The sequence below is a fragment of the Paenibacillus sp. AN1007 genome (assembly GCF_040702995.1).
Classification (GTDB): Bacteria; Bacillota; Bacilli; order Paenibacillales; family Paenibacillaceae; genus Paenibacillus.
The window spans coordinates 1002191-1026269 of sequence record NZ_CP159992.1 but is presented as its reverse complement, the minus strand read 5'-3'; the positions used below and the strand labels follow the sequence as shown (position 1 = coordinate 1026269).

The 24079-nt window shown below is 47.6% G+C and carries 19 protein-coding genes; 4 read left to right on the top strand and 15 right to left on the bottom strand.

The window, feature by feature from the left end; all coding sequences use genetic code 11:
- Positions 1-29 precede the first annotated feature (29 nt).
- Together ABXS70_RS04610 and ABXS70_RS04605 are read left to right on the top strand one after the other, a co-directional pair.
- Positions 30-677, top strand: coding sequence for a hypothetical protein (locus ABXS70_RS04610; protein ID WP_342552256.1), 648 nt, complete (start codon positions 30-32; stop codon positions 675-677).
- A 56-nt stretch (positions 678-733) separates the two neighbouring features.
- On the top strand, positions 734-1291 hold the full coding sequence (locus tag ABXS70_RS04605; RefSeq protein ID WP_366294192.1) for a DUF1697 domain-containing protein: 558 nt from the start codon (positions 734-736) through the stop codon (positions 1289-1291).
- Between the two features lie 194 nt (positions 1292-1485).
- Here ABXS70_RS04605 and ABXS70_RS04600 read toward each other — a convergent pair whose 3' ends face one another.
- From ABXS70_RS04600 to ABXS70_RS04575, 6 genes are all read right to left on the bottom strand, one after another.
- The gene (locus ABXS70_RS04600; RefSeq protein ID WP_342552258.1) at positions 1486-1929 is read right to left on the bottom strand and encodes an Hsp20/alpha crystallin family protein; all 444 of its coding nucleotides are present in this window, start codon (positions 1927-1929) and stop codon (positions 1486-1488) included.
- A 214-nt stretch (positions 1930-2143) separates the two neighbouring features.
- A complete protein-coding gene (locus tag ABXS70_RS04595) occupies positions 2144-3331 on the bottom strand; it encodes an MFS transporter (RefSeq protein ID WP_342552259.1) in 1188 nt (395 codons plus the stop codon).
- Positions 3332-3373: 42 nt separating this feature from the next.
- Positions 3374-4192, bottom strand: a complete 819-nt coding sequence (locus ABXS70_RS04590) for a MerR family transcriptional regulator (protein WP_342552260.1) — start codon at positions 4190-4192, stop codon at positions 3374-3376.
- Between the two features lie 183 nt (positions 4193-4375).
- Complete coding sequence (locus ABXS70_RS04585) at positions 4376-6235, bottom strand: carboxylesterase family protein (protein WP_366294187.1); 1860 nt, start codon at positions 6233-6235, stop codon at positions 4376-4378.
- Positions 6201-6635 (bottom strand): hypothetical protein, encoded by a 435-nt coding sequence (locus tag ABXS70_RS04580; RefSeq protein WP_366294184.1) that lies wholly within the window; start codon positions 6633-6635, stop codon positions 6201-6203. Before ABXS70_RS04580 ends, ABXS70_RS04585 begins: the two co-directional genes overlap by 35 nt.
- 583 nt (positions 6636-7218) lie before the next feature.
- Entirely contained in the window at positions 7219-9195 is a 1977-nt protein-coding gene (locus tag ABXS70_RS04575; RefSeq protein WP_366294181.1) for an AraC family transcriptional regulator, read from the bottom strand.
- A 195-nt stretch (positions 9196-9390) separates the two neighbouring features.
- Here ABXS70_RS04575 and ABXS70_RS04570 point away from each other — a divergent pair, with 195 nt between their 5' ends.
- Positions 9391-11010, top strand: coding sequence for an alkaline phosphatase (locus ABXS70_RS04570; RefSeq protein WP_342556413.1), 1620 nt, complete (start codon positions 9391-9393; stop codon positions 11008-11010).
- A gap of 173 nt (positions 11011-11183) precedes the next feature.
- Here the strand turns inward: ABXS70_RS04570 and ABXS70_RS04565 are convergent, their stop codons facing one another.
- Complete coding sequence (locus tag ABXS70_RS04565; protein WP_366294178.1) at positions 11184-13883, bottom strand: endo-1,4-beta-xylanase; 2700 nt, start codon at positions 13881-13883, stop codon at positions 11184-11186.
- Positions 13884-14041: 158 nt separating this feature from the next.
- Here ABXS70_RS04565 and ABXS70_RS04560 point away from each other — a divergent pair, with 158 nt between their 5' ends.
- Complete coding sequence (locus tag ABXS70_RS04560; protein ID WP_342552264.1) at positions 14042-14416, top strand: VOC family protein; 375 nt, start codon at positions 14042-14044, stop codon at positions 14414-14416.
- A 108-nt stretch (positions 14417-14524) separates the two neighbouring features.
- Here the strand turns inward: ABXS70_RS04560 and ABXS70_RS04555 are convergent, their stop codons facing one another.
- From ABXS70_RS04555 to ABXS70_RS04520, 8 genes are all read right to left on the bottom strand, one after another.
- Entirely contained in the window at positions 14525-15754 is a 1230-nt protein-coding gene (locus tag ABXS70_RS04555; protein WP_366294174.1) for a GNAT family N-acetyltransferase, read from the bottom strand.
- 32 nt (positions 15755-15786) lie between these two features.
- A complete protein-coding gene (locus ABXS70_RS04550; protein ID WP_342552266.1) occupies positions 15787-16248 on the bottom strand; it encodes a hypothetical protein in 462 nt (153 codons plus the stop codon).
- 6 nt (positions 16249-16254) lie between these two features.
- Positions 16255-16956 (bottom strand): DUF4274 domain-containing protein, encoded by a 702-nt coding sequence (locus ABXS70_RS04545; RefSeq protein WP_342552267.1) that lies wholly within the window; start codon positions 16954-16956, stop codon positions 16255-16257.
- Positions 16957-17164: 208 nt separating this feature from the next.
- Positions 17165-18697, bottom strand: a complete 1533-nt coding sequence (locus ABXS70_RS04540) for a methyl-accepting chemotaxis protein (protein ID WP_366294171.1) — start codon at positions 18695-18697, stop codon at positions 17165-17167.
- 533 nt (positions 18698-19230) lie between these two features.
- Positions 19231-20778 (bottom strand): methyl-accepting chemotaxis protein, encoded by a 1548-nt coding sequence (locus tag ABXS70_RS04535; RefSeq protein WP_366294168.1) that lies wholly within the window; start codon positions 20776-20778, stop codon positions 19231-19233.
- Positions 20779-21028: 250 nt separating this feature from the next.
- Positions 21029-22039 (bottom strand): pectate lyase, encoded by a 1011-nt coding sequence (locus tag ABXS70_RS04530; protein WP_342556414.1) that lies wholly within the window; start codon positions 22037-22039, stop codon positions 21029-21031.
- Positions 22040-22273: 234 nt separating this feature from the next.
- On the bottom strand, positions 22274-23452 hold the full coding sequence (locus ABXS70_RS04525) for a DUF4179 domain-containing protein (RefSeq protein WP_366294164.1): 1179 nt from the start codon (positions 23450-23452) through the stop codon (positions 22274-22276).
- Positions 23442-23990, bottom strand: coding sequence for a sigma-70 family RNA polymerase sigma factor (locus tag ABXS70_RS04520; protein ID WP_342552271.1), 549 nt, complete (start codon positions 23988-23990; stop codon positions 23442-23444). The genes ABXS70_RS04525 and ABXS70_RS04520 overlap by 11 nt, the downstream gene beginning before the upstream one ends.
- Between the last annotated feature and the right edge of the window lie 89 nt (positions 23991-24079).

The following is a 24079-nucleotide window of genomic DNA, read 5'->3' as shown; positions in this document are numbered from 1 at the left end:
CAAAAACTGATTAGGAGGGACGCACAACTATGCAATCACTGAATGCAGCCTTAACCCGTTTTGTGGAACAACAAGACTTATATAATGAAGCCTACGGACTTTTTCAAAATCACGATCTGCGGCCTCGGGTGCTTCCCGTTCAGCCGGAAGTGGACAAGCGTATTTTTCTTTCGCCTGAACTCCAATACCTCTATAGTCACTATGAGATGGTAGACGCTCAAGCCGAAGGAACACTGAAAATGAAGAATGCAGCTGTCGAAATCGGCGATGCCGCCCTGCTGTTTTTCGCCTCTCCAGAGCATCTGCATCGTCAGCAGCTGGGATTTCGCTGGATTGGGGTTCAGGAACCTTACGAAGAATCTGATTCCTGGCCGCCGCATCATGTTGTGATCGCCAATGTGAATGATGATCCTGTTATCGTTGACACACAAGCTCCCCATTCTCCTGTCTATGCTGCATTTGAGGGTGGGGAACCGAAACGTATCGCCGATTCTCTTGCCGACTTTTTCAGCGCTCTTGCCCTTCTGATTGAAGAAGCACGTTCTATGGCCGGAGAAGTGAAGGACGAAGAAACCTACGAGACAAAGCCTGAATATCTCTCTCAAGTACAGCCGAAACTACAGGCTCTGCTTGGCGAAAAATGGACAGCGCACCTTCTTGAATATCTGTCCATCTAATCTGCACGGCATCTTGTGCACACCATATCAAGAAATCGAAAACGGGGGGTGGATCTATGATCTATGCAGCTCTGCTGCGGGGCATTAATGTAGGCGGCAATAACAAAATCGGGATGAAGCAGCTGAAGGAAACGTTTGAACGGGCTGGTATGCAGGAGGTGGTGACTTACATCAATTCCGGTAACATCATCTTTGCAGATCACGAGAAGCGGACGGATGCCCATATGGAGTTATCCGAACTTCTGGAACAGGCCATTGCGGCCGATTTCGGTTTGCAGATCAAAGTGCTCGTGCGTGATATGAATGAGATGCATAGGGTCATGCAGGCACTGCCTCCAGACTGGTCCAATGATGATCAGGCCAAAAGTGATGTTCTTTTTTTGTGGGATGAAATAAACAATGCCGATGTGATCGAGAAACTTCCCCTCAAACCGGGAATCGGAACGTTGATCTATGTCCCTGGAGCCCTTCTGTATTCGGTCAGCAGGGAGGAAGCATCAAAAAGCGGCATGAACAAGCTGGGCGGATCCAAAGTTTATTCGTATATGACCGTCCGAAACGTCAATACCACACGTAAAATCTATGCACTTATGCAGGCTGCTGCAGAAAAATGAGCCACACTCCCGCCTCTTTCTAAGAACACTGCTTGTATCTGAGTTTCGTTCTCTATGTAAAAATGCAGTTCAAAAAAAGGCGTTAACATCCATTGCAGAATGTTAACGCCTTTTACTTATCATTCTTTTACGTATCATTTGTATACATATTCAATCTATATGCGCCATCTGTACTTCTCATCTAAGCGGTTCACTTAGTCGATCTGAATGCGTTTCCGCGGATGCTCATCGCCTGGACGTTTCGGAATATCCAGCTTCAGCACCCCATTTTCAAGCCGTGCCTTAATATTTTCCTCATCGATATGATCCACGTAGAAACGGCGGACAAATTCTCCGGCGCGGCGCTCCTGCCGAATGATCCGATTATCGTCATCCTTCTGCTCAACCAGTTCATTGCGTTTCGCGCGAATCACAAGCTCATTGCCTTCGACCTGAATGTCGATGTCTTCTTTCGCAATGCCCGGAAGCTCCGCCTCGACCAGATATTTGCCGTTTTCCTCCCGAATATCCGTGCGAAATGGCTGCATACCGGTTCCGAATGACGAGAAAAATGAGGTATCAACCATGTCATGGAAGGATTTCAGCATCTGTCCGAACGGCTCTTCATTTCTTCTGCGAAATGGAATCAGATCAAACATAAACACCATCTCCTTAAATGTGGTTGGATTTAATACTGCTTACATCTATTATTGTAGTCAGGATACCGCCAAGGTTCAAAGCCGATGAAAATCGATATAAAGCGATAATCCCCTGTCTTGGCTCAATAAATAAAAATAGATCGTTTTTTCTTTTGTTTTGACTATTTTTGACCTTCTGACTTTATCTGACCAATATTCGCTGCTTCGACGCATCTTACTGCGCATTGACCTTCTCGCCAGAGGCTGCGGCTCTCCTGCTGCCTGTTCCCCTAAACTGTAATATGGCGAATAAGAGAGCGATACAGATCGCGGCAAAACCTGCCCAGTTCAAAGCGAGGACCGAAGCCCGGCTGATGACAAGCCCGCCCAATCCGGAGCCCATGGCAAAGCCAAATTGAATAAATGATGTGTTTATACTCAGCGCGATGTCCGGGCTGCGAGGTGCCAGTGTAACCAGATACAGCTGCTGAGCAGGGGAAATACTCCACGTAGCTAGCATAAACACCATCAGTACCAGAATCAGCAGAATCAGATGTGATCCGGTCACAGCAAATAAAAGAAGCGTTAGCCCCTGCAGGACCAGCCCGAGGAAAATGGTGAATTTGGGCCCTTTGGCATCAGCCAATTGTCCACCCAGTTTGGAACCGATAAAGCTGCAGACACCCGCCAGGAACAAAATCAGACTGATTTCGGTCATGGACAGAGACGAGGTCGTTTGCAAAAATGGCGTAATGTACGTGAACAACGCTGCGTAACCGCCCACGTACAGCAGTGTCATCATCAGCGCGACCAGAACTGCTTTATTTTTCAGCATCGAGAGCTGCATGCCCATCGTCACCTGCTCTTCCTCTTTGATTGCCGGAACCTTACGATGGATGATCAGAAATGGAATAATACTCAGGATACCAATGACAATAAATAGAACCTTCCAGCCAAACATCTCACTGAAAAATGTACCGATCGGGACGCCAAGCACCAGCGAGCTGCTGAGTCCCATCAGAATGATTCCGATCGCATTGCCTCTCTTCTCATTCTCCACCAGCCTTGTCGCTGCGGCCATGGCAACAACAGTTGTCATACCTCCGCTTGCTCCCTGAATAATGCGTATGCCGAGCATCGCTTCATACGAAAGATCAAACATCATGATGCCATTGCTGGCAATAAATACACCGAAGGTCAGCAGCATCAGCTTCCTGCGATCTACATTGATTGTCACGGCAATCAGAATCGGAGCAAGAATGGCTGCCGCAAGGGCAAATACCGTCACAAGCAATCCGGCTTCGGCAGTGGACACACCAAGGTCCCCAGCAATCATCTCGATAATTCCGGTAATAATGTATTCAATTGTACCAATCAAAAATACGGCCAGTGCCAGAATATATATGGTTCCTTTATTTTTCAATCGTGTTCACTCCATCTTCTATACGTTTTTAATCGATCCCCGTTACCAGCAGGTGATAGGAATCTGGATTTCAATATATTGTGCATCCTGTTCGGGGGATAAGGGCAAATATAACTCTCTACCCGGTTCGTTCTCTTTAATCTGATAATTATTTTTCTCTATCCATCTGGCTAAATACACACAGGCTGCCACATCGAAATTCGAATGTGAATGGAACGCCATGGAAGCGATGCTGGGCTCTGGTGGCAGATTTCGCAGCTGGAACGGCTCAGGGACAGCAGCCGGTTCATCGGTTACGTAATAACCGACTTCGAATTCGAACTCGTCCTCTTTTCCGTCCATCTCTCGCCACAAAACAACCTGTGGTCCTTGAATCCGTTGACGCAGCTCTTTGGTCAGCAGTGAATCCAGATGAAGAAGAAGCGCGGGAATATGCTCTTCTCTCCCGCCTGCGCTGTAGAACATGAAGGTCTGGCCAGCCTCCGCCTTAATTCGGATCTCCTGGCCATTCTCCCACTGCCCGTCTTTCTCCATAAGCTGGATCCGCTCTTCAATACGGGTAAGCTTGGCCTGCTCCGTATCAATCATATGCTGGATTTCACTTCTCTTCAGTCTGAACATACCCTGAATCTGCTCATGAGAGATGTCTTCCTGAAGCAGCTGCGCGATCTGAGGCAGTGTAAAACCTAATTCCTTATAGAGCAGAATTCGGTTCAGTTCAAGCAGCTGATCTGCGGAATAATATCGGTAACCCGTGTCGTGGTCTACCCTTCGCGGCTTGAGGATACCGATCTGGTCGTAATAGCGCAGTGTTTTTAAAGAAAGCTTGCTGAGCTTGGCAAATGTACTGATTTTGAACAATGTATCATCTCCAATCCATTAACTTAACGTGAGTATACAGTCTCCCGTGCAGGGGAAAGTCAATCCCTTTTCATCCGATTATTTATCATCTTTACTATGTATTTGTTTAGGATAACCAAAAAGGACAGAGCAGCGATCCCCTGTCCTTCATTCTCATTTTAAGTTAATTTCTATACTTTTTCATCAATCCCAGAAGAAACGGCCTGCAAGCACTTTTTCGTTCAACAGCTGGTATGTCTCTTCAGGCAGCTCTTTCTTCATCTTGGCCATCACAGCATCTTTGCCCTGATTATATTGGGATGACATGCCGATCTCGGCGGTTGTGTTATTGGCATCCAGACGCATAATCGGAGCCTTGGCATTCTTCGTCCATGGTGTCCATGCAGCAAGAGCGGCCGTTCCCCCCGTACCAGGACTCCCCGTACCAGGACTCCCCGTGTACAGGAACTGCTTTAGGTAGGCTGCCATCGCAGCAGACAGCTGTTCACGCCCCGGCTTGTTAGCATCGCTAAAGTAACCTTCAGGGAAGTACGCTGCAATACCTGCTGCTTTTCCTGTGTAGAAGTCCATATCGGCACCATGCGGAGCACCCAACAGGGTGTACAGTCGTTCCGAGATGACGCCAGGCTGGGTTCCCCATGCAAAACGATACGCATATACTGGCGGCTGACCTGCCGCACTGGTTAATTTCTCTGCTACACGCTCCGCATTAAAGCCTGCGTACGCCTCGCTGCCATATTTAATTGCAGCCGCATATTGAGCCGCTTTCGTCTGATCTGTGAACAATGTTCCGTCATTGATGGATGGAACAAAGTTGGGATCGCCAAAAGCAAAAGCGGAGAACTCCGTTTCCAGGCTGCCGAGCAGCACAGGGACTTTAGCATAATTGCCGCTGCTGATCGCATCAAAACCTTCTTTTGGAATCACCGTACCATCACGGAACAGATGCGGGAAGGGCTGCATGCGGATAGCCGTTGCACCGAATACCGTCACCAGTTTGTCCGCAGGCAGTGCACGCAGATAGCTTTCGAGCTGTGCAGGTGTTTGCTTGCTAATCCAAGCTTTGGCTTCATCCTCATTTGCAGCTTTGCCTTCTTGGACAATCAGCTTCACAATGGCATCCTCGGATTTCTGCTGTCCTTCCTCAGAGGAAGCCGTCGTCAAACCACCGCTGAAAGCAATCGCTTTTTGATACAATCCCTTGCTAAGCGGGGAGATAAGTGTTGCGAGAACATCCCGTGCACCAGCAGATTGACCTGCAAGTGTCACATTCCCTGTATCGCCGCCAAAACCTGCAATGTTATCCTGCACCCACTCTAGTGCACGGAATGCATCCAGCAGGCCGTAGTTACCGGAATCGTCAAGCGCGTTACCTGTTTTCAGCGCAGCATTCTGGAAGAAACCAAGCGCTCCCAAACGATAGTTCACCGAGATAACGATGCTATTCGTATTTCGTGCTAGCTGTTCCCCCTGAAAGTCCTTTCCTGATCCGGTCATATTACCACCGCCGTGCAGGAATACCATAACCGGCAGTTTGGTGCTGGTTGTATTCGGACGCCAGATGTTCAGATATAAGGAATCTTCACTGCCTGCTGTTGTTTTACCGGATATTTGCAGGCTGTTTGCCGCGAACTCTTTGGCTTCTCTTGTTCCTGTCCAAGCCTTCGGTTCTTGCGGTGCTTTCCAGCGCAGTTCGCCTACCGGAGGTGCCGCATATGGAACACCAAGCCAACCAAGCGTGCCATATTCTTCATAAGTTTTGCCATCGATGGCACCATATTTCGTTTGCTGTAACGTTTGAGGTTTAAATGCACCGTCCTGCTTATGTTTTGACCAGAACTGTTCCAGCGTACCTGTACCATTTTTGAGCTGAGCTTGCAATGCCTGTGCGGTCGCTTCTGCCATCAAACGATTGGTCAGCTGTGCCGTGCCTTTTCCTTGAAGGGCTTTGATGCCGTGGTTTGCCGCAAACGCGGAAGCTTCTCCTGACTTGTAATCCGTACCTGCTTCATAACCAAGAACTTTGAGCAGGCAGCGCTGCATATTCCTCTGCCGTCAGTGGAGCGTTAGGCGCAAAACGTTCCGGTTCCGTAACCACGCCAGCCAAATAAGGATGCTGCTTCAAGTATCCAACGACGGGCTGCAGCACCTTGCCTGCCTGAGCGGCATCCTTAAACGTATCGGTTCCTTGATAGGCAAGTGCTTCTTTCTCCAGACCAGATAAACGCAAGTAAAGCACTGCGGCTTGAATACGTGTGGCATGTTTATCCAGGTAGGCCGTATTTACGCCCTGTCCGTTCCCGCGAATCAGCTCTGCTTTTACCAGTTTGTCCATAGTCGGGGACAAGGATGGAGCTGTATTTCCTGCTGCAAATGCAGGTAGACCAGATACACACATGCTCAGAATCGCTGCTGCTGCAATAGAACGTTTCATTTTTTTCATGGGTTTAATCTCCTCGCTGTCTAGTCGTGTATGATAGGAAAATAGTTTAGAAATTATGCACCGCTCGGTACAGTATTCCAAAGTTCGGATCATTCTATTTCTGGTTCGTGGATGAATGGAAGAGCGGCCCCCCTCTCTGCTGACATGAACTGCTGCACCCTTTCAGTTATGACATTCAGGCCGATTTTTTATATAAAAAAACCTGAATCAAAGGCAAACAGACTGTGCTATAGCATGGTCTGCCGCCCTCAATTCAGGTTTTGCCTGCAATTACGTAACAACCCTGAGAATAATGAGGTATGGTATTAAATTGGCTTACTTTAATAGACGCAATCAATCGTCTGATGAATGATCCAACGAATGAACTGGAACAGGTCTTGCCCTCAGATCGGTTACAATCCTGTTATTATCGTGATATTAGCACATAATGAAAGCGCTAGCAATACCTTTTTATCATGCAATCCCGAATACTGCAGCATCTCCTCCATTTCAATTTCCCCTCAAAAAAAGCCATGAACGAATCCTATTGGATTCATCCATAGCCTATGTTGAGATCAGATGACTGCAGCTCGTCTGGGTCAGCCTACTGCTGCAGATTCTTCACCTGCTCAATCAAACTATCCAGACCCTTATCCGCCAGATACGGCCCGTAATTCCAGTAGTTTCGGGACACGTTAATAATTCGGTTATTTTTGATCGCAGGGATGCTCTGGTATACCGGCTCCTCAAACAGTTCCATCATCTGGTCCATCTCTTCGTCTTCCATCTGAGTGAAGAAGTAGTCTGCGGGCTTGTCTGCCAGCTTTTCCAAAGAAAGCACCGTGCCGCCGTCAGAGTATACTTTATACTGCTCAGGCATCGAGAACCCGAAATCCTCATAGATCAGTTTGCCTAATGTACCACCTTCACCGCCGAGCAGAACCTCCTTATTGTAGATCACAAATGACATCGCAGTTGTCCCCGGTTTAATATTGATGTTTAATTCACTGCGAATGCTCTTCAGCTTCTCCTCAAACTTCGCAATCCACTGCTCCGCTTCATCCTTGCGATCCATAATGTCGCCCATCGTTCTCAGCGTATTGATTACATCCGGATCACCGCCCCAAGCTACTGTAATCGTTGGTGCGATCTTCTCGTATGTGCCTACAATTTCCTTGCTTGTGTAGTCCGGTACGATGATTACGTCGGGTTCCAGGCCTGAGATCATTTCAACGTTACCGTTACCCGAACCAATGTCCGGCACACCTGCGAGTTCTTCAGGATACCGCTCCAGCGTTTCCGTGTTTGCTCCTGCGGGTTTCATACCAAGAGGCAGCAGATAGCCTCCGTAGGTAATGATGACAGGTTTCGAAGGCTGTGCTGGAATCTCAACCTTTCTTCCTGAAGCATCCGTATACATTCGCATGGATTTTGCTGCTGTATCCGTACCTGCTGCAGTCGGGGTCTCCGCCCCACCCCCGCAAGCTGCGAGCAGCAGAGATAAACTAAATAATAAACTGACTGCCAATGTAGGCTTAAAACCAAAATTCAAATCGTTCACGCTCCATGTGTCGTATTGATAATGATTATCGTTATTACCAATATAACGAGACAAGTTACCGTCAGCAATGAACGATTCCGACCTCTTGTTCGTACGATTTGAACCTTGGATTCGATGGCTGCGCATTTTGTATTGTGCCGGTGTCTCTCCTGTCGTTCGTTTGAAAATGCGGCTGAAGTAGTACAGGTCCTTGTATCCCACAGTCTCTGCCACCTCCCGAATCTGGAACTCCGTCTCTGCCAGCAGTGTCTGGGCCCGTTTGATCCGGGTTTGAATGACATAATCCATCGGACTGCATCCGTATTTGCGCTTAAATACCCGGGCCAGATAATGTGTGCTGTAATGGAAATGTGCCGCCATATTCTCCATCGAGATGGAATGTGCATAGTGCTCCTGAATGTAGGCTTCAATCTGCTCTGGCAGCTCCATGGATTCAACCAGCTGCTGACGTGCCATCTTCCACTGGCGGAATTGCTCATAGACAAATTGGTAAAATAGCCCTGTAACCTGCAGGCGATCCAGTTCCTCGCTGCTCGTCCAGAACTCCGTCATTTTTTCCACGATAGGAAAAATCGTTAACGGATAGGAGAGTGCAAAATGGTACACAGCCGGCAAAGACGCCGCTGCAGCCAGCATGTTTACATTAAGGGATGAGTCAGCACTAACCGCATTCAATTGTGGTTTATACAGGATTAGAAAAAAATGCAGAGGCTGCTTCACACTGCCTATACTCAACAGTATACCTTTTTCACCGTGCAGCAGGAGCGACTGATCCGATATAATCCTGTTTGTTCCAAACTGAATGTCAGCTTCACCCTTACTGATCATCACAAAAGCCCGGGCTGGCAGCATATATTCCGCCAGTTCCTGACCTGGCTGCAGCATTCGGTATCGGATATCTATAAGTTTCACTTGGTTGTTATTCCACCATTGAATGGCTTCTGACCATTCCCCCATCATGGACCACCCCAAAATCTTCGTTGGACCCTTTTTCTGTGAGTCCGATTTATTCCTTAACATACAAGAGCGCTCATCCTTTTGTCCAGTTCGTTTGTTATGACAGCATTGACTTATAATCGTAATTTTTACATTTAATTAACCCAAATCTAACGCTGGTTTAGCAATTGATGTATACACTGGGTTCTGGATACTAAACTATACATATATCTTAGGAGGATGTTCATGTTAAATCGTTTCAGTACCCGTGCAGCCAAAATGATGCTCGCGGTGACCACCATTGTTACCGCTGCGCTGGGAGGCAGCAGCGCAGCTTGGGCTGTGGAAGATGGTACTTCAACCACTTCTGGTTCACCTATTAAAAATGTAATCATCCTCATTCCTGACGGTATGGCTAATGATGCTGCCGCTCTGGCTCGTTGGTACAAAGGCTCTTCTCTGACCATTGATTCCATGGCAAGCGGTATGGTGCGTACACACTCTGCGGATGCTCCGATTGCGGACTCTGCTCCTGCAGGAACAGCCTTTGCGACAGGACATAAATCCCATACCGGTTATGTCGGTGTACTGCCGGACAAGGCCACGATGCCTGGACAAAAGGCGATTGCACCAGGAGACGAAAGAAAACCGGTGGCTTCCGTGTTGGAAGCTTCCAAGCTGGCGGGCAAATCAACCGGTATTGTAGCTACATCCGAAATTATGCATGCCACACCGGCGGACTTCTCAGCGCATTATCCTGACCGTAAAAACTACGATGCACTCAGCAAGCAGCAGGTATTCAATGGCATTGATGTTGTACTCGGCGGCGGCAGCAAATATCTGGAACCGGCAGGACGCAAAGATGGCAACAACCTCGTGGCCTCCATCAAAGCGCTCGGCTACGATTACGTAACTACACCTGCTGCGATGAAAGCATCAACTTCGGGCAAGCTGTGGGGGATGTTTGCTCCGACAGGCATGTCATACCATATGGACCGTGATCCTGCCAAGCAGCCAAGTCTTGCCCAGATGACGTCCAAAGCGATTGAAGTGCTGTCCAAAAACGAGAAGGGTTTCTTCCTGATGGTCGAAGGCAGCAAGGTGGACTGGGCGGCTCACGCCAATGATCCGATTGGTATTATAAGTGACGTGCTTGCTTTTGATGATGCCGTGAAAGCTGCCATGGATTTCGCCAAATCCGACGGAGAAACGGTTGTTGTTGCCGTATCCGACCACCAGAACGGCGGACTGACCATCGGTAACGCGTCCACAACAGGCACGTATGATAAAGAGCCGTTGTCTACGTTTATAGGACCTCTGAAAAAAGCCAAGCTGACAGGTGAGGGCGTAGAAGCGAAGCTGAATGCGAAACGTACCAACATCAAAGCGTTGATGAAACAGTACTACGGCATTACGGATTTGACTTCGGAGGAAGTCGCTGCGATTAAAGACGCGGAGTCAGGCAGCCTGAACTACGTTGTTGGTCCGATGATCAGCAAACGCGCAGGCATTGGCTGGACAACTGGCGGACATACAGGCGGAGATGTTGTACTCTACACGTATGCTCCTAACAATGATCGTCCATTCGGTGTTATTGATAATACGGATGTAGCCAAATATATGGCTCGTGTACTCGATCTGGATCTGGACAGCGTAAGCAAGCAGTTGTTCGTACCTGCCAAGCAGGCATTTACAGCAAAAGGTGCAGCTTACAAACTGGATCTGACGGATGTTAAAAATCCGAAGATTCTCGTAACCAAAGGCAGCACCAAGCTTGAACTGCAAATTTATAAAAATACAGCCCTTGTGAACGGTAAGAAAACAGAACTCGAAGGCGTAATTGTATACAATGGCGTAGATGCTTTTGTACCACAGGGCGCTGTGAATCTAATCCAGTAAGAAGAACCCGCTAAAAAACAAACAAATACCCAAAAAGCTGCCGAGATGTTCTCGCAGCTTTTTGGTTTCTTTACGAACGTATATATCATCTCCGATCCATCTGTAAACCGAGATCAACTCCGTTTAGAACAACAAATGTACTCTCACATTTGAGACTGTACCATCCTATACCTCTACTTATTAGAGAACGTCAGAATGCCGTATTGGGAAGTGTTCTTCCAGCTATCATTGGTTAGGTCATTCCACTTCGCCGTGCTTTTGTTGTTATTGCCCTGATTATCGTTAATCTGAAGTTCGAATCCGATGACATCACCTGTTTTCGGTGTGAGGGACTGCAGTCTGATTTTGGCCTCGATCTGATATCCTTTCGCTGTTTTCTTGACTGCACTTTCAAGGCGGCCCGGGGAAGCACTGCCTGCAAAAGTAGCCACGTTATCTGCACTAATTCTGAACTGGGCATCATCATATTGATAGAACGGAGTGCGCTGATGATTTTCATCCAGGAAAATCTCTATTGAATCCTGATCCCAAGGGTCGGCGGCGTCCGTTATAATCTGCGGGTCGGTGACATCAACAAGCAGATACAGATCCTGACCAGACCACATCGCACGGGCTTCCGCCGATGCACCCCCGTTCGCACTCAGAGGTGTAACTTGGAATGGAGCGACTTTATTCCACTTTGCGTCCTTCTCCCCATCAATGGTCGCCATCCCCTGCAGCGCTTTGGCTGATTTAGGCATACTTGCAAACTGAATTACACCATATTTACTTGTATCCTGTTCCTGGGATAATGTTCTGTCATTCCAATATAGAACAGACTGTTCTTCTCCCCCGCCGTTTCCACCGTCTGTCACCCGAACATCCAGCCCGATCTCACGTGCGGAAATGCCTGGCGCATCAGACAGCGGTATGGAGACTTCAACCTGATAGCCGTGAGCTCCCTCACGAACACGATAGGCTTGCGGTTTAGGCCCTGTCACTTTGCCTGCACGGCTTATCGTAATATGCCGGTCATCCGCCTCATAAACAGGTGTTTTACCATTGTTCAGATCAACGAACAATTCCACTTTATCGCCTGCATTTTTGACAGTATCCTTAACATCAATCAGCACATACAGATTTTTGTTATCCCACAAGGTGCGGAACGATGCTGCACCCGTATTTCCTTTTAATGCTGTCGACACGGCTTTGTTCCATAGAGGATCTTGTTTGGCTGCCTTCGTTTGTGGTGTGCCGGACAGTGTAACCGCGCGTTTTGTCAGAACTGGCAGGCTTGATTCGTCAGCTAAACCCCAATAGGCCGGTTTGGACTGCAGGGCTTGATCGAATAAAAAGGCTTGATTGTTATACGATTTCTCATCCTGCAGACCCCATAAGGTCACGGATGAGATCACGTCACTATGTTTCTTGTACAGATCAAACAATTCTTTATACCGATAGGCCTGCTTCACCGCGACGTCCTGAGGCAGTTCCTCACCAAAAGGGATACCGCTGTCTACATCCAGCTCGGTAATCTGGATATCCAGTCCAAGTCCCGCAAACAGATTGATTGTTTTTTCAATCTCTTCAATGGGCGGAGATTCAAGGTTATAGTGGGATTGCAGACCGACACCATCAATCAACCCTTTTTCTTTTAACCGTTTGACCAGCTGGTACATATGCTCTCTTTTTTCAGGAATTTCGGTGTAGTACTCGTTATAGTATAATTTCGCATCCGGGTCGGCAGCCCGTGCGAACTCATAGGTTTTCTCTATATAATCCGGTCCGATCAACTCGTAGAACGGGCTTTTGCGCAGTCCATTTGCATCACCGTTACTGTCCGCAATCGCTTCATTTACTACGTCCCAGGCATAAATTTTGCCTTTATATCTTTTCATCACGGTATCGACGTAGTTCTGAATTCGGCTGAGCAGCAGCTCCCTGCTTGCAGGATTGCCCTGATCGTCCTTGAACATCCATTCCGCTGCATCGATATGCCAGAGCAGGGCATGTCCTCGCAAGCCCATATCATGCTTCGCTGCAAATTCAACATACTCATCCGATGCTTGGAAATCATACACACCGTTGGATGGCGAAACGAATTTCGGTTTCATCTCATACGTTGCCGTCAAGCTGTTAAAATGTTTGGATAATAACTGCCCATAAGCTCCTTCCAACTGCCAGCGGTAGACAGCAGCTCCAATCGGAAACTCGCTCTGGTACAGATCCTGCAAAGAAGGAATATCCGTCTCGATAGCCAGCTCCCCTGCCTCCTCAATCGTTACGTCATCCACATAAAATGACAGCGTATCTACCGCATCCTCAGAGACATAAGGCGTCTCAATAAACAAATTCAATTCCGCAGGATTATCGCTGTATTGGAATGTCGCAGTAATCTTATGCCACTGCTGCCAGTCATCTTTGGGGATCGTGACCTTGTCCAGCATGTTCCAGCTCTCCGCCCCGTTCTTCTTATAAGCCGTAAGCTGAATGGTCTGATCTGAAGCAGGCTTCTCCGTAAGCTTGACATAAACCGATATATTATACGTCTTATTCGGTTTTAACAGGCCTTTCAGCGGCAAACTCGGCCCGTAATAAGAACGCTCCCTATTAGAGACCAGCATGCTGTATGTACCTTGGTGCGCTTCCTGCTGTGATACCGTCAGCTTCTCGCTGCCAATGCGAGGAATCCAGCCTTGAAGTGTCCCATCTTCAAAATCGGCATGCAGCACATTGACGTTCTGTTTGGACACCGTCGATGACACCGAAGATTCCGTGCTGCTTGCCTGCTCAGTCTGCTGCTCCTGCGCAAAAGCCGTCTGCTGAAAAGGAACCGTCGTCATTACCAGCGCTGCGGCCAGCAGGGTTGAACTCCATTTTTTAACCGTTTTCATTTCATGCCTCCTCTCAATTTAATTGTATTATACACATTTAGATAACGCTTACATATATATTTTTGTAAATTTTTTCAATAATTTCAGACCAAATCTCTTTCTTCGCGTATAATTAACATCTATCGACACACAGCAGCTAAAAAAGGGGAATAGCCATCATGTTAATCAAACTCAATTGGATTACCCTGCGGGTAAGTAATCTGGAAGCATCCATTCACTTTTACCACCATGTGCTCGGACTTACGGTGCAGCGCAGATTCGAGAGCCGCGGGCGCCAGATCGCCATGCTTGGCTTGGGACTGACCAGCGAGACTTCGCTGGAGCTAATTGAAGGCAGCGAGCAGGTACTGAAACCGGAAGCGGGGATATCCATCGGTTATGAAGTAACGACACTCGAATCGGCAATGGAACGTTTGGCAGCCATGCAGGTCCCTGTCCTGCGTGGGCCCATTCAGCCCAATGAACGCCTGCGTTTCATTTATATCGCAGACCCGGACGGGTTTGAGGTGCAGCTTGCCGAGCATCTGGAATAAGACGTGTGTATATGATGCTGCTCAACGGATCGTATTCGTACAAAGTTGTAACGCTGCAGTGCGCAAGCCGCAAGCTGCATCACCAATTCGTACGGCTTGCACCGTCTGTTACAGCTTCATGCGCTGCATCAGCGGTACGCCAATGCGGTTTAACAAACGATCCAGCAGTGCCCAGCACCAACGTCTGCGCATCGGGAGATGCCGATCATACACCGCAGCATATTCGAAATCCGCGACTGCGCCGCGATTCCTTTTGAACTGAGCTGCACCGGCACTCTCATGAAGCAGCATTCCGTGATCACGGGCTTGGGCAATAAGACAGGCTGACAGCATGCGGTACAATCCGACAGACTGAGGAATGTCTGTATCGTAGCCGAATAGAGGTGTAGTCATCATGCCGTTTCGGCAGAAATAACCCATCACTGCATCCAAACGCTCCTGCCCCTGCCTGCGCAATCCGTACAGGTTTAACGCACCATTCGCTCTGGCTGCGGCAATGAAATGCTCGTTAAACTGCGGATTGTCATAAGAATACTTTTCCAGATAGAGCATCCGGTATAATTCTACAATTCGCGGGATATCTGCTTCGGTGAGCGCTGCACCAGACACCAGCTCATAACCGTGCTTGTCCAGCAGTGCCCGATCCCGTTTAAGCAGCCAGCGCGACTTGGCACTGCCAAAGTTCGGATCATTCGCCTGATATAAATAAATCTGCCGGCTCGGTATAGAGCGGCATCCTTCTTCCTGTAATTTCTTGAGAAGTTCCGAATGCAGCGCGGCACTCAAAGAACGGAAAATCACCGTATGCCCAGGATAGCGCTCCTTGACCGCTTCCAGCAGCTGTACAGCCTGCTCGCCAGTCATAGCAGGATACAGATTGGTCGATAACAGCCAGTTGTTCACATGGACAACCTTATTGATCCGGGACTTCTTCATCCCCCAGCCAATGAAACTGAGCAGTACGGAGAGCCCCTTTTCCAACATCGGCTTCTGCAGCAGGATCAGCTCCTGCTTGGCATACCGCACATAATGGGTGTACGGCGAACAGACATAAGCATTATCATACTCTTCCTCGTTCACCGTCACGGGCAGAACCAGTTCATCGATCCGCGCAAGAAGCAGTGTCGTATTTACGTTGGTCATAAATTCAGTGGTCCCTTGGGTCATCATCGGTTCCAGATAAGCCCGTGCATACCTCGCATCCTCTGTATCTGGCCAGACCATCTCTTGAACTGAATCACAATCATAGAATTGAACACGCCTGGCTTTGGTCCCACTCTCATGTTCCGCTCCGTACCTGCTGCTGGAAAATCGGTCTTCCTCTTTATTATTGTCCAATCTCTGATTCCCCCATGATGTATAATGCGTTTCTACTCCTGACCGCCCCTGCGTCTGATTACAAATTCGGCGATTCGCTCCCCTGGCTGCAGATTCGGACGTTCATAGTAATAGACCATGCCAAAATGATAGGTCATCTGCTCGGCCACGATATAAAACCGCTGTTGTTCAAACTCATTTTCCAGACAAAAAACGATCCCATTGCGTTCACAGCCATGCATGATTGAATGTAACTGAATGATTTCTTCTTCGTTCGCAAGTCGGAACAGCTCCACAGTAAATACGCTTCCTGGACACAGGATAAACTCCACTTCCGTAAAGGTAATCTCCACATTATGATAATACGAAAAATCAAAACTGCCTGCCAAAACCAGCTGCTGGCTCTGAGGCTGCATAGGCTCTGTTATGTAAAAATGTTCGATGTTGGCCGCACGCAGCTCCTGCTGCAGCAGCTCTACCTTTCTGGCCTGCTCATGAAACCGTTCAGGCAGCATCCAAAATCAGCCCTTCCTTCGTGTCAAGTACTCCGCGAGGTGCCGATATACTGGACCGTCTGCTTTTTGATTTACTTCTTCCAGATCCATTTCCAGCCAATAATCTGCATCCATCAGCTCCATCATATCAAGCCGTGTAATCTCGGCACATTTGGGATGCTCAGCTGCTGCAATCATAGGTTCCGGACTGTCATCCCAATTGAATTCGTTCACCACGGCGTGCACCAACACTTCAGAATCCAGCGCGCGAATTCTCTCACACGCTGTGTCAGAAGATTCCTCGTAGATAATATCATCTACAATCTGCTGTTCCTCCGCTGTCAATTTCAAACGAACCGCTCCCGGTGTATCCAGCAGCATGTCGGCTATGTTCGGATTGTGCTCTCTTGCCAGATTCCATGCCGTGGCCTGAATCCCCTTAGGTGAATCCAGCTTTGCGCCATGTTCCAGCAGCAGACTGATCGCTTCAGGCTGCTTGAACCTTACGGCTTTTTTCAAAGCGGTATCTCCCCGTTTATCTTCCGCTTCCAGATCCGGCCCGGCTTGCAGTAAACAGCGAATTCCTTCAATTGGGGTACGGTTCGTCAAAAATATCATTAGTGGTGTACGTCCGCGTTCATCTCGTTCATTCAAATCCACTACGCATGAAGCAATCGCTTCACAAATATGTGCTGCATCTTTGGATTTACTGATCTCTGTCCAATTCAATGTCGTTCCTCCTTGTCTATTCCGCTCTGCGGCTGACTCTCTCACTCGTTCTTTTATATCTTACTCTATCGAAAAAGACGGACAGCTACAAGGGACCTTTGGCCGCCCAAAAAAAGCCCGTACAGTACGTATCCACGTACTGACGGACCTGACAGGATTGCTGGGCGGGTTAATAGGTTAAGCACGTCCCCCGAAGACGGGCACCAGACTACGCCGGTATTGCCTTAGTCTGGACAGCCCCTGATGCAGGGGCAGATTCTCGCTGGAATTGAGTATCCGGTGCGGATACCTGGTGATCTGACACGAGATCATTCAGATTAACGATAAGCTTCTCCAGCTCAGTGAAACTTTGTACCATATTTTGCGTCAGATTACGCTGTTCTTCCATGCTTGCCAAAATCTCTTCGGCTGCTGCACTGGATTGCTGCGTCACGCTGGAGATCTCGGATACCTCGTTGACCACTCGTGTTGAAGATTCCTTCATCGTGGCAGAGCTCGTTTCAATATCCGTGGCCTGACTCAGCACATCATGCGAATTGTGATTAATGGATTGGAATACGTCCTCCGCCGTCTGAACACTTTCTCTTCCACGCTGCAGCAGCAGACGAACTCCTTCGAACCTGCTGGTTAATACCTGCGTTTGCGTACTCAGCCCGGTAAGGATCGTTGTAATCTCATGTGCCGATTGACCGGAACTTTCAGCCAGCTTGCGAACTTCCTCCGATACGACAGCGAACCCGCGTCCATGCTCGCCTGCACGCGCTGCTTCGATGGCTGCATTCAGCGCAAGCAGATTCGTTTGAGTTGCGATATCCGAGATGCTGTTCAGCATCAATGTCATGGCTTCACTCTGATCATTGAATTTCTGCATATCGCTCGCTGTCGTATTAATCGTTTCATACAGCTCACGCATCTGCATGTTTAATTGGGACATCTGTTCGCTGCCGGTCTGTGTGCTTGCAGCCATGTTTGTGGACAGTTCTTTCATCTGCTGAGAATAAGAGGCCACATCCTTGATGTGACGATCAGACAAAGATAACGATTCGGAAATCTCAGCAACACTGGTGGCCTGGAACTCGACGCCTTTCGCCACTTCGCTGAATCCTGCTGTCACTTCATTGGTGATGGCACCTGTTTCATTCACTTTTTGTTTCAATTGGTCGGTATAGCGAGACAGTCCGTTAACAGCGTCTTTTACCCGCTCCATCATCATGGCTATGCGTGTGCTGGACTCTTCTACCTGCTCACGCCGTGTTTCACTATCCGAGAACAATCTTTTGTTGACCCGGGATACGGTAATCATAATAATTCCGGTGACGATATACATGCTGAAATTGATCAGGTCAGCAAAGAGCAGTTCAATGCTGGCCGAGGATACACGAACGAGTTGGACCGCGAAAAAAACCACCATCGCCGAAAAGGCGATGTTATAATGCTTGCTGTTCGGATACAGCAGCAGCGGTGAAACAATTAGAATGCCTTGGACCGCATTCATTGCGTCACGACTTACATAGATTCCGCTCGCAATAACCGCTGCGGTTACAAACCATGGGATAACATGAATACCTTTTTTCATAAAATTGCACACAGTCACAGCTGCAGTGACCACAATGGAGATTAGTGTGGACAGCCACAGATCGGGGACAATAATGGTTATTCCCGCACTGATCGCGGTAATGGCCCACATCATGTAACTTACTAGTTTGTTTCTTTGCCAAGTAATCTCATCAATATGATTCATGCGTACCCCGTCCTTTATGTAGGTTTCAAACTAGGGCGTGTCTCGAAACCCGCTGAAGTACATCTTTCCCCCCTTTTTACCCCCTGCTGCGTCAGTTTCTCTTGACGTGCCCCCGCAAGCCTGCGGTAAACTTCCTGGTTGGGAACGAAAATTCGGCAAAACCTCTTCCCTTCAGCGTTTCAGACACACCCTTAAAAACATGTGGTCGCTGCAGATTTAATATCGGCCCATAGTCCTGCTTATACACCATTCGGTAATAATGGCACCCTAAGCATAGTACATAGTAACTTCATAAACATGCATTTCGTACCACTTTATGTATATCGGTAATTTATGTATAAAATTAATATGTATAAAAAAATATATGCTTTTATGGCATGTACGCTTTAACGGCTCGTTTTTAGTCCCTATATTGCGTGGATAATTAAAAGCCCGCACAGCACGTTATATTTACGCACTGGCGGGCTCTTTTCAGCTTGTCATATTTAACCTGAACCTGCTTGTTCATTGTACTTGCTGCTTCTCCACAGGACCTAAGCGCTCTTCGCTTCCAGGCCGGATTGGACTGCCGCAGCGTTTACTTTAAGATTCGCTTCCTCAGCTTTCTTGTCTGAAGCTTCACTCGTTGTCTGATGATCCGACACTAATAAGCTTAAATCGACAATCAGCCTCTCGAGCCCACCAAAGCTTTCCACCATACGTTGTGTCAGATTACGCTGTTCTTCCATGCTCGCCAGTATTTCTTCAGCTGCCGCACTGGACTGCTGTGTCACACTGGAGATTTCGGAGATTTCATTCACCACCCGGGTCGAGGACGCCTTCATGACTGCCGAACTTGTTTCAATATCTGCAGCCTGCGTGAGCACATCCTGTGAACTGGAATGAATAGACTGGAATACTTCACCGGCTGTCTGCACACTTTCTCTTCCCTGCTGCAAGGACTGGCGAATACCTTCAAACCTGCTTGTCAGCGCCTGTGTTTGTGTTCTCACCCCTGTCAGAATCGTTGTAATCTCGTGGGCAGATTGACCCGAGCTCTCAGCCAGCTTGCGTACTTCCTCTGACACAACTGCAAATCCCCGTCCATGCTCTCCTGCACGCGCTGCTTCAATTGCCGCATTCAGCGCAAGCAGGTTCGTTTGGGTTGCAATATCGGAGATGCTGTTCAGCATCATCGTCATGGACTCGCTCTGTTCATTGAACTTCTGCATATCTTCAGCAGTCGTATGAATAGCGGTATACAATTCCCTCATCTGCACATTCAAATGATCTATCTGTTCACTTCCCATCTGTGTGCTTGAAGCCATGCTTGCGGACAGCTCTTTCATCTGCAAAGAATGGGTGGCCACATCCTGGATCTGACGGTCAGACAGAGAAAGAGACTCGGAGATTTCGGCAATACTTGATGCTTGAAACTCTACTCCTTTGGCAACTTCGCTGAATCCAACCGTCACTTCATTCGTAATGGAGCCAGTCATATCCACCTTTTGCTTGAGCTGTTCCGTATAATGGGAAAGCCCTGTCACGGATTTTTTCACACGTTCAAGCATCTCTTCTACACGCTTCCGGGAATTCTCTACCTCATTCCATCTGTTTTCACTCTCTTGAAACAGCTTTTGGTTTAACGCAGACACAACGCCCAAAATAACGCCCGCCACTGCAAAAAGCACCACATTCGTTAAATCGTCTATAAACTGCTCACGAGTAGAAACAGGGACAATCAACAGCTGCAGAATGCTGTTTGCAAGCAAAACCGAGAATCCACTGATAAATAGGCGCTTATCCGGATACACGAGCAGTAGAGCCGATATAACGATTGCTATGATTGAATCGACCGTTCCCCAGCTAGCAAAAATACCGCATGCAATGATAAGAGCGGCGTTTATCCACGGAATCAGATGGATATGTTTCTTTTTGGTGTTAGCATAAATCAGCCAAATGCCATACAGCACTACAATACTATTGGAAATAAACAACTTTGGAGCGGAAAAAGCAATACTCATTCCAAATGCCACTACAATCCATAACATCATGGTGATGATTTTATTTCTTTTCCAGATAATTTCGTCCATACGATTCATGTGTACCCCGCCTTTGATGTAGGTTTAATATGTAAGTTTAATCGGATGCAGGCAGATATGCAGCTTCAAAAATATACACACCGACTGCTTTAAACTATATATCGGCGGCAGTTCATGCAAATGAAATAAAATCCGCAAAATAACATGCTTGCATATCATATCATGCCAAAATAAAAAGCCTGCTCATGTGCAGTTACACACAAAGCAGGCTCTGTTTTTCTTTCATATTCAGCAGGAATCCGGTCCTCTGTTATTTGCCAAATACCAATGTTGTATTGGATGATCCAGCATATTTTGTAACAAATTCACGCGCGTAGCTGGCACTTTCGACCTGATAGCTGTAATTGGAGCTTGGTCTCCAGTTCGTTTTTGGAGAAACTTTGCTGCTCAGCGCAGGTGTACTGCCTGTATCTGTGAATTCGCCCCTGCCTTTATCGTCCAGAATACCGCCTTTTTCTGCGCCTGCTCCAAAGTAGTTGTTTTCGGAATAAATCCGGGCCTTCTCTCCAATGGTAATTGCTTGATTAAAATTGTTAGCATAGTTGTTTTTGATGTGGAAGTACCCGTAGCGCATAAGCCCAGGCCCGCGTACATACAGGTTTTCGAAATAGTTGTTGGACATCGTTACATGCGGCACACCGTTGTAGCTGCTGTTACCATCATTGGGATGTCCCAGAATAATGCCATATTTATGATTAGCAAATTTGGAGTTGCTGATGGTGATATAATCTGCACGATCACCAATATACAAGAGTTTGTCCAGATCGCTGCCGCCCGAGCTGTAGTTATGGCCGGAGAATGTGACATGGTCAATCCAGTAATTCGAGCCGGAAGTAATGTACATCTGGATATCATCGTTGGCATTGATGTTCGCTGAATGGTTAAACGTCAGATTTTGAAAGATCACGTTGCTTGATCCTGAAGTAGATCTGAAATGAATGTTCGTTAAGGTATGCCTGTCAAAAGAACCTACTAACGTTTTGTTGGAACCAAATTCAACTTTTTGCAAGCTGGAGGAAGAAATATTCTGTTCAACAACGACAATCTTGGCTGTGGAGCCGGCCATATGTGTTCTCAGATCATTCAGATTGCTGACATACACAACTTGCCCGTTCCTGCCTCCTGTCGTCGCTGCCTTGGATACACCGTTCTCATTCTTGGCATTGCCTGCAAAACCGGTTAGTCCATTCGTACCCGTGTTGGGGAAACCGGCCGCACCATAGGTATAGGAAGCAGGGGCCGTCGAAACCGTTAACAGCATCAGTGTGACTGCAAGTAAAAGCAATGAGAATTTCTTCAAAATATCACCATCCTTTGTAATTTGTTCCTTCAAACAACTCGATTATAGCTTGTAACCTGCATTGTGACAATACATTCCCTGCAAAAGGACAATAATTTTATCTTTTTTGCAACAGCTGGTCAGATATAGTGAAAAAACAGAAAGATGAGCCCCGGTTATACTCGACCGTTAACTCATCCCGTCTATGTTCTGCATTTATTTAACTTTGATTTCGAATTGATCTTCCGCAGCTTCCTTCAAATCAGCATAGGCCTTGCCAGGTTTCCCCCGCACCTTCAATAGAATTGATTCGGGTTTATCCAGCATATTGCTGCTGAACGAATACGTCATCCCATTTCCAGTTCCGCTACCTCCAATTTGGGGTAGGTTTGTCCGTTCTCCATTTTTGGAGATCGTTATGATCTCCGAGGGCTGAATTATATCGCTAATGAACGACTCCGTCTCATAGTCAAGCTTTTGCGTAGGATCATAATCAAATTTCACTCTTGCAACCAGCGGTGACAATTCCACCTCCGCAACCAATACTTCATAGTCCCCAAATTTGAATGTTCGGTTCACAGGAATGATCTCTGTTTTAGGAATTGAAAATTTCGGGTCCAACACAACCGATATATTCATTTTTTTGGAGAATTCGTACTTTCGTTCCTGTGTCTGCTGCGTCTGAGGTCCCTGCTTCTCTTGTCCTTCTCCATTTACACGCTTAGGATTCTCTTGAACAACTGAGGAAAGCTGAAATTGAAAATTTAATTTTTCTGGAAGCGACCGACTGCGGCTGCGCTCAAACGTGGTTCGGCCGCGCAGGATATGATGTTCATCCGAGTAATGTAAACTGCCGATGCTGCCGTTATCTATTACATATCCTGTGGAGGCATCCGTTAATTTGGTGTTCACAATGGAATAGATTCCACCAGAAGTGTCCATTTGGGCCGAGTACAGCATCGTGATTCGATTCTCATCGGCCATTACTGCATCTACGGTAAGCTCGTATTTCCCCCTTTTTACCGTCTGATCTATAAGCTGTACATAATCATGTTTAAGTGCGGATGCAAGAGTGATACGTTCTTGATCTTTGCTTAATAATTCGCGAAAAGGTTCCAGCTTGCCCCAATGAACGGAAGGCTCGGGAGAAGTCGTCTGCTGCTGCTGTCCGTAGTCTCTGAAGGGCCCTAACAGCAGCCCCACCATGGCCAGTGATATGGCAAATAGGACTGTAATCCATTTCATCCGTTTGTTTATTCGCGGTCTGTTCGTTCTGGCTTTTGCCAATCCACGTTGAATGGCTGCCGTCGTATCTGCGGGGTTCAATTGTCTTTGTTCCTTCTTAACCTCGTAGGCATCTGCCAGCAGTGCTTTTTCCTCCGGGCTAATGGTCATGCCAATCCCTCCTGTTCTTCATCAGTTTGCGCAGCTGTTCGAGCCCCTTATGCTGCCATGTCTTGATCGTGCCTTCCGGTTTTTCAAGAATCAAGGCAATATCAGTCACGGTCATATCGTTGTAGTATTTCAGCAGCAGGACATGCCGGTACTTCGGTTTTATTTTCTGCAAAAGAGACTGCATCGCAATTCGGTTTTCCTCCACACTGATCATCCACGAAGCCGGAACGTGATTCTCCATGCTCTCCTCCGCCTGAGGTACAGCACGCTTCCGGCGGCGCTGTTCATCGATACAGATATAGATCAAAATACGAATGATCCATGATTTGAAGGCCTTCCCATGTTTGAGCGTACGGCGTTTACTCCAGGCTCTGCAGGTCATCTCCTGGATTGCTTCCTGCGCATCCTGCTGGTTACGAAGATAACTGTATGCAATAGCAGATAACGTATCCTGATGCTCCATCACGGACTGCACAAATGCAGATTCATCTTCAATCTGTACGCCAATCAATGGCTTCATGCCTGTCTCGGTATCCACTCGTTTTCCCCTCCTTCTCTCTCTTTGGTATAAGACGGGTGAAAGCGTCAGATCGTTTTTCTTTTTTGCATTAAAAAAAGCTCCGCCTC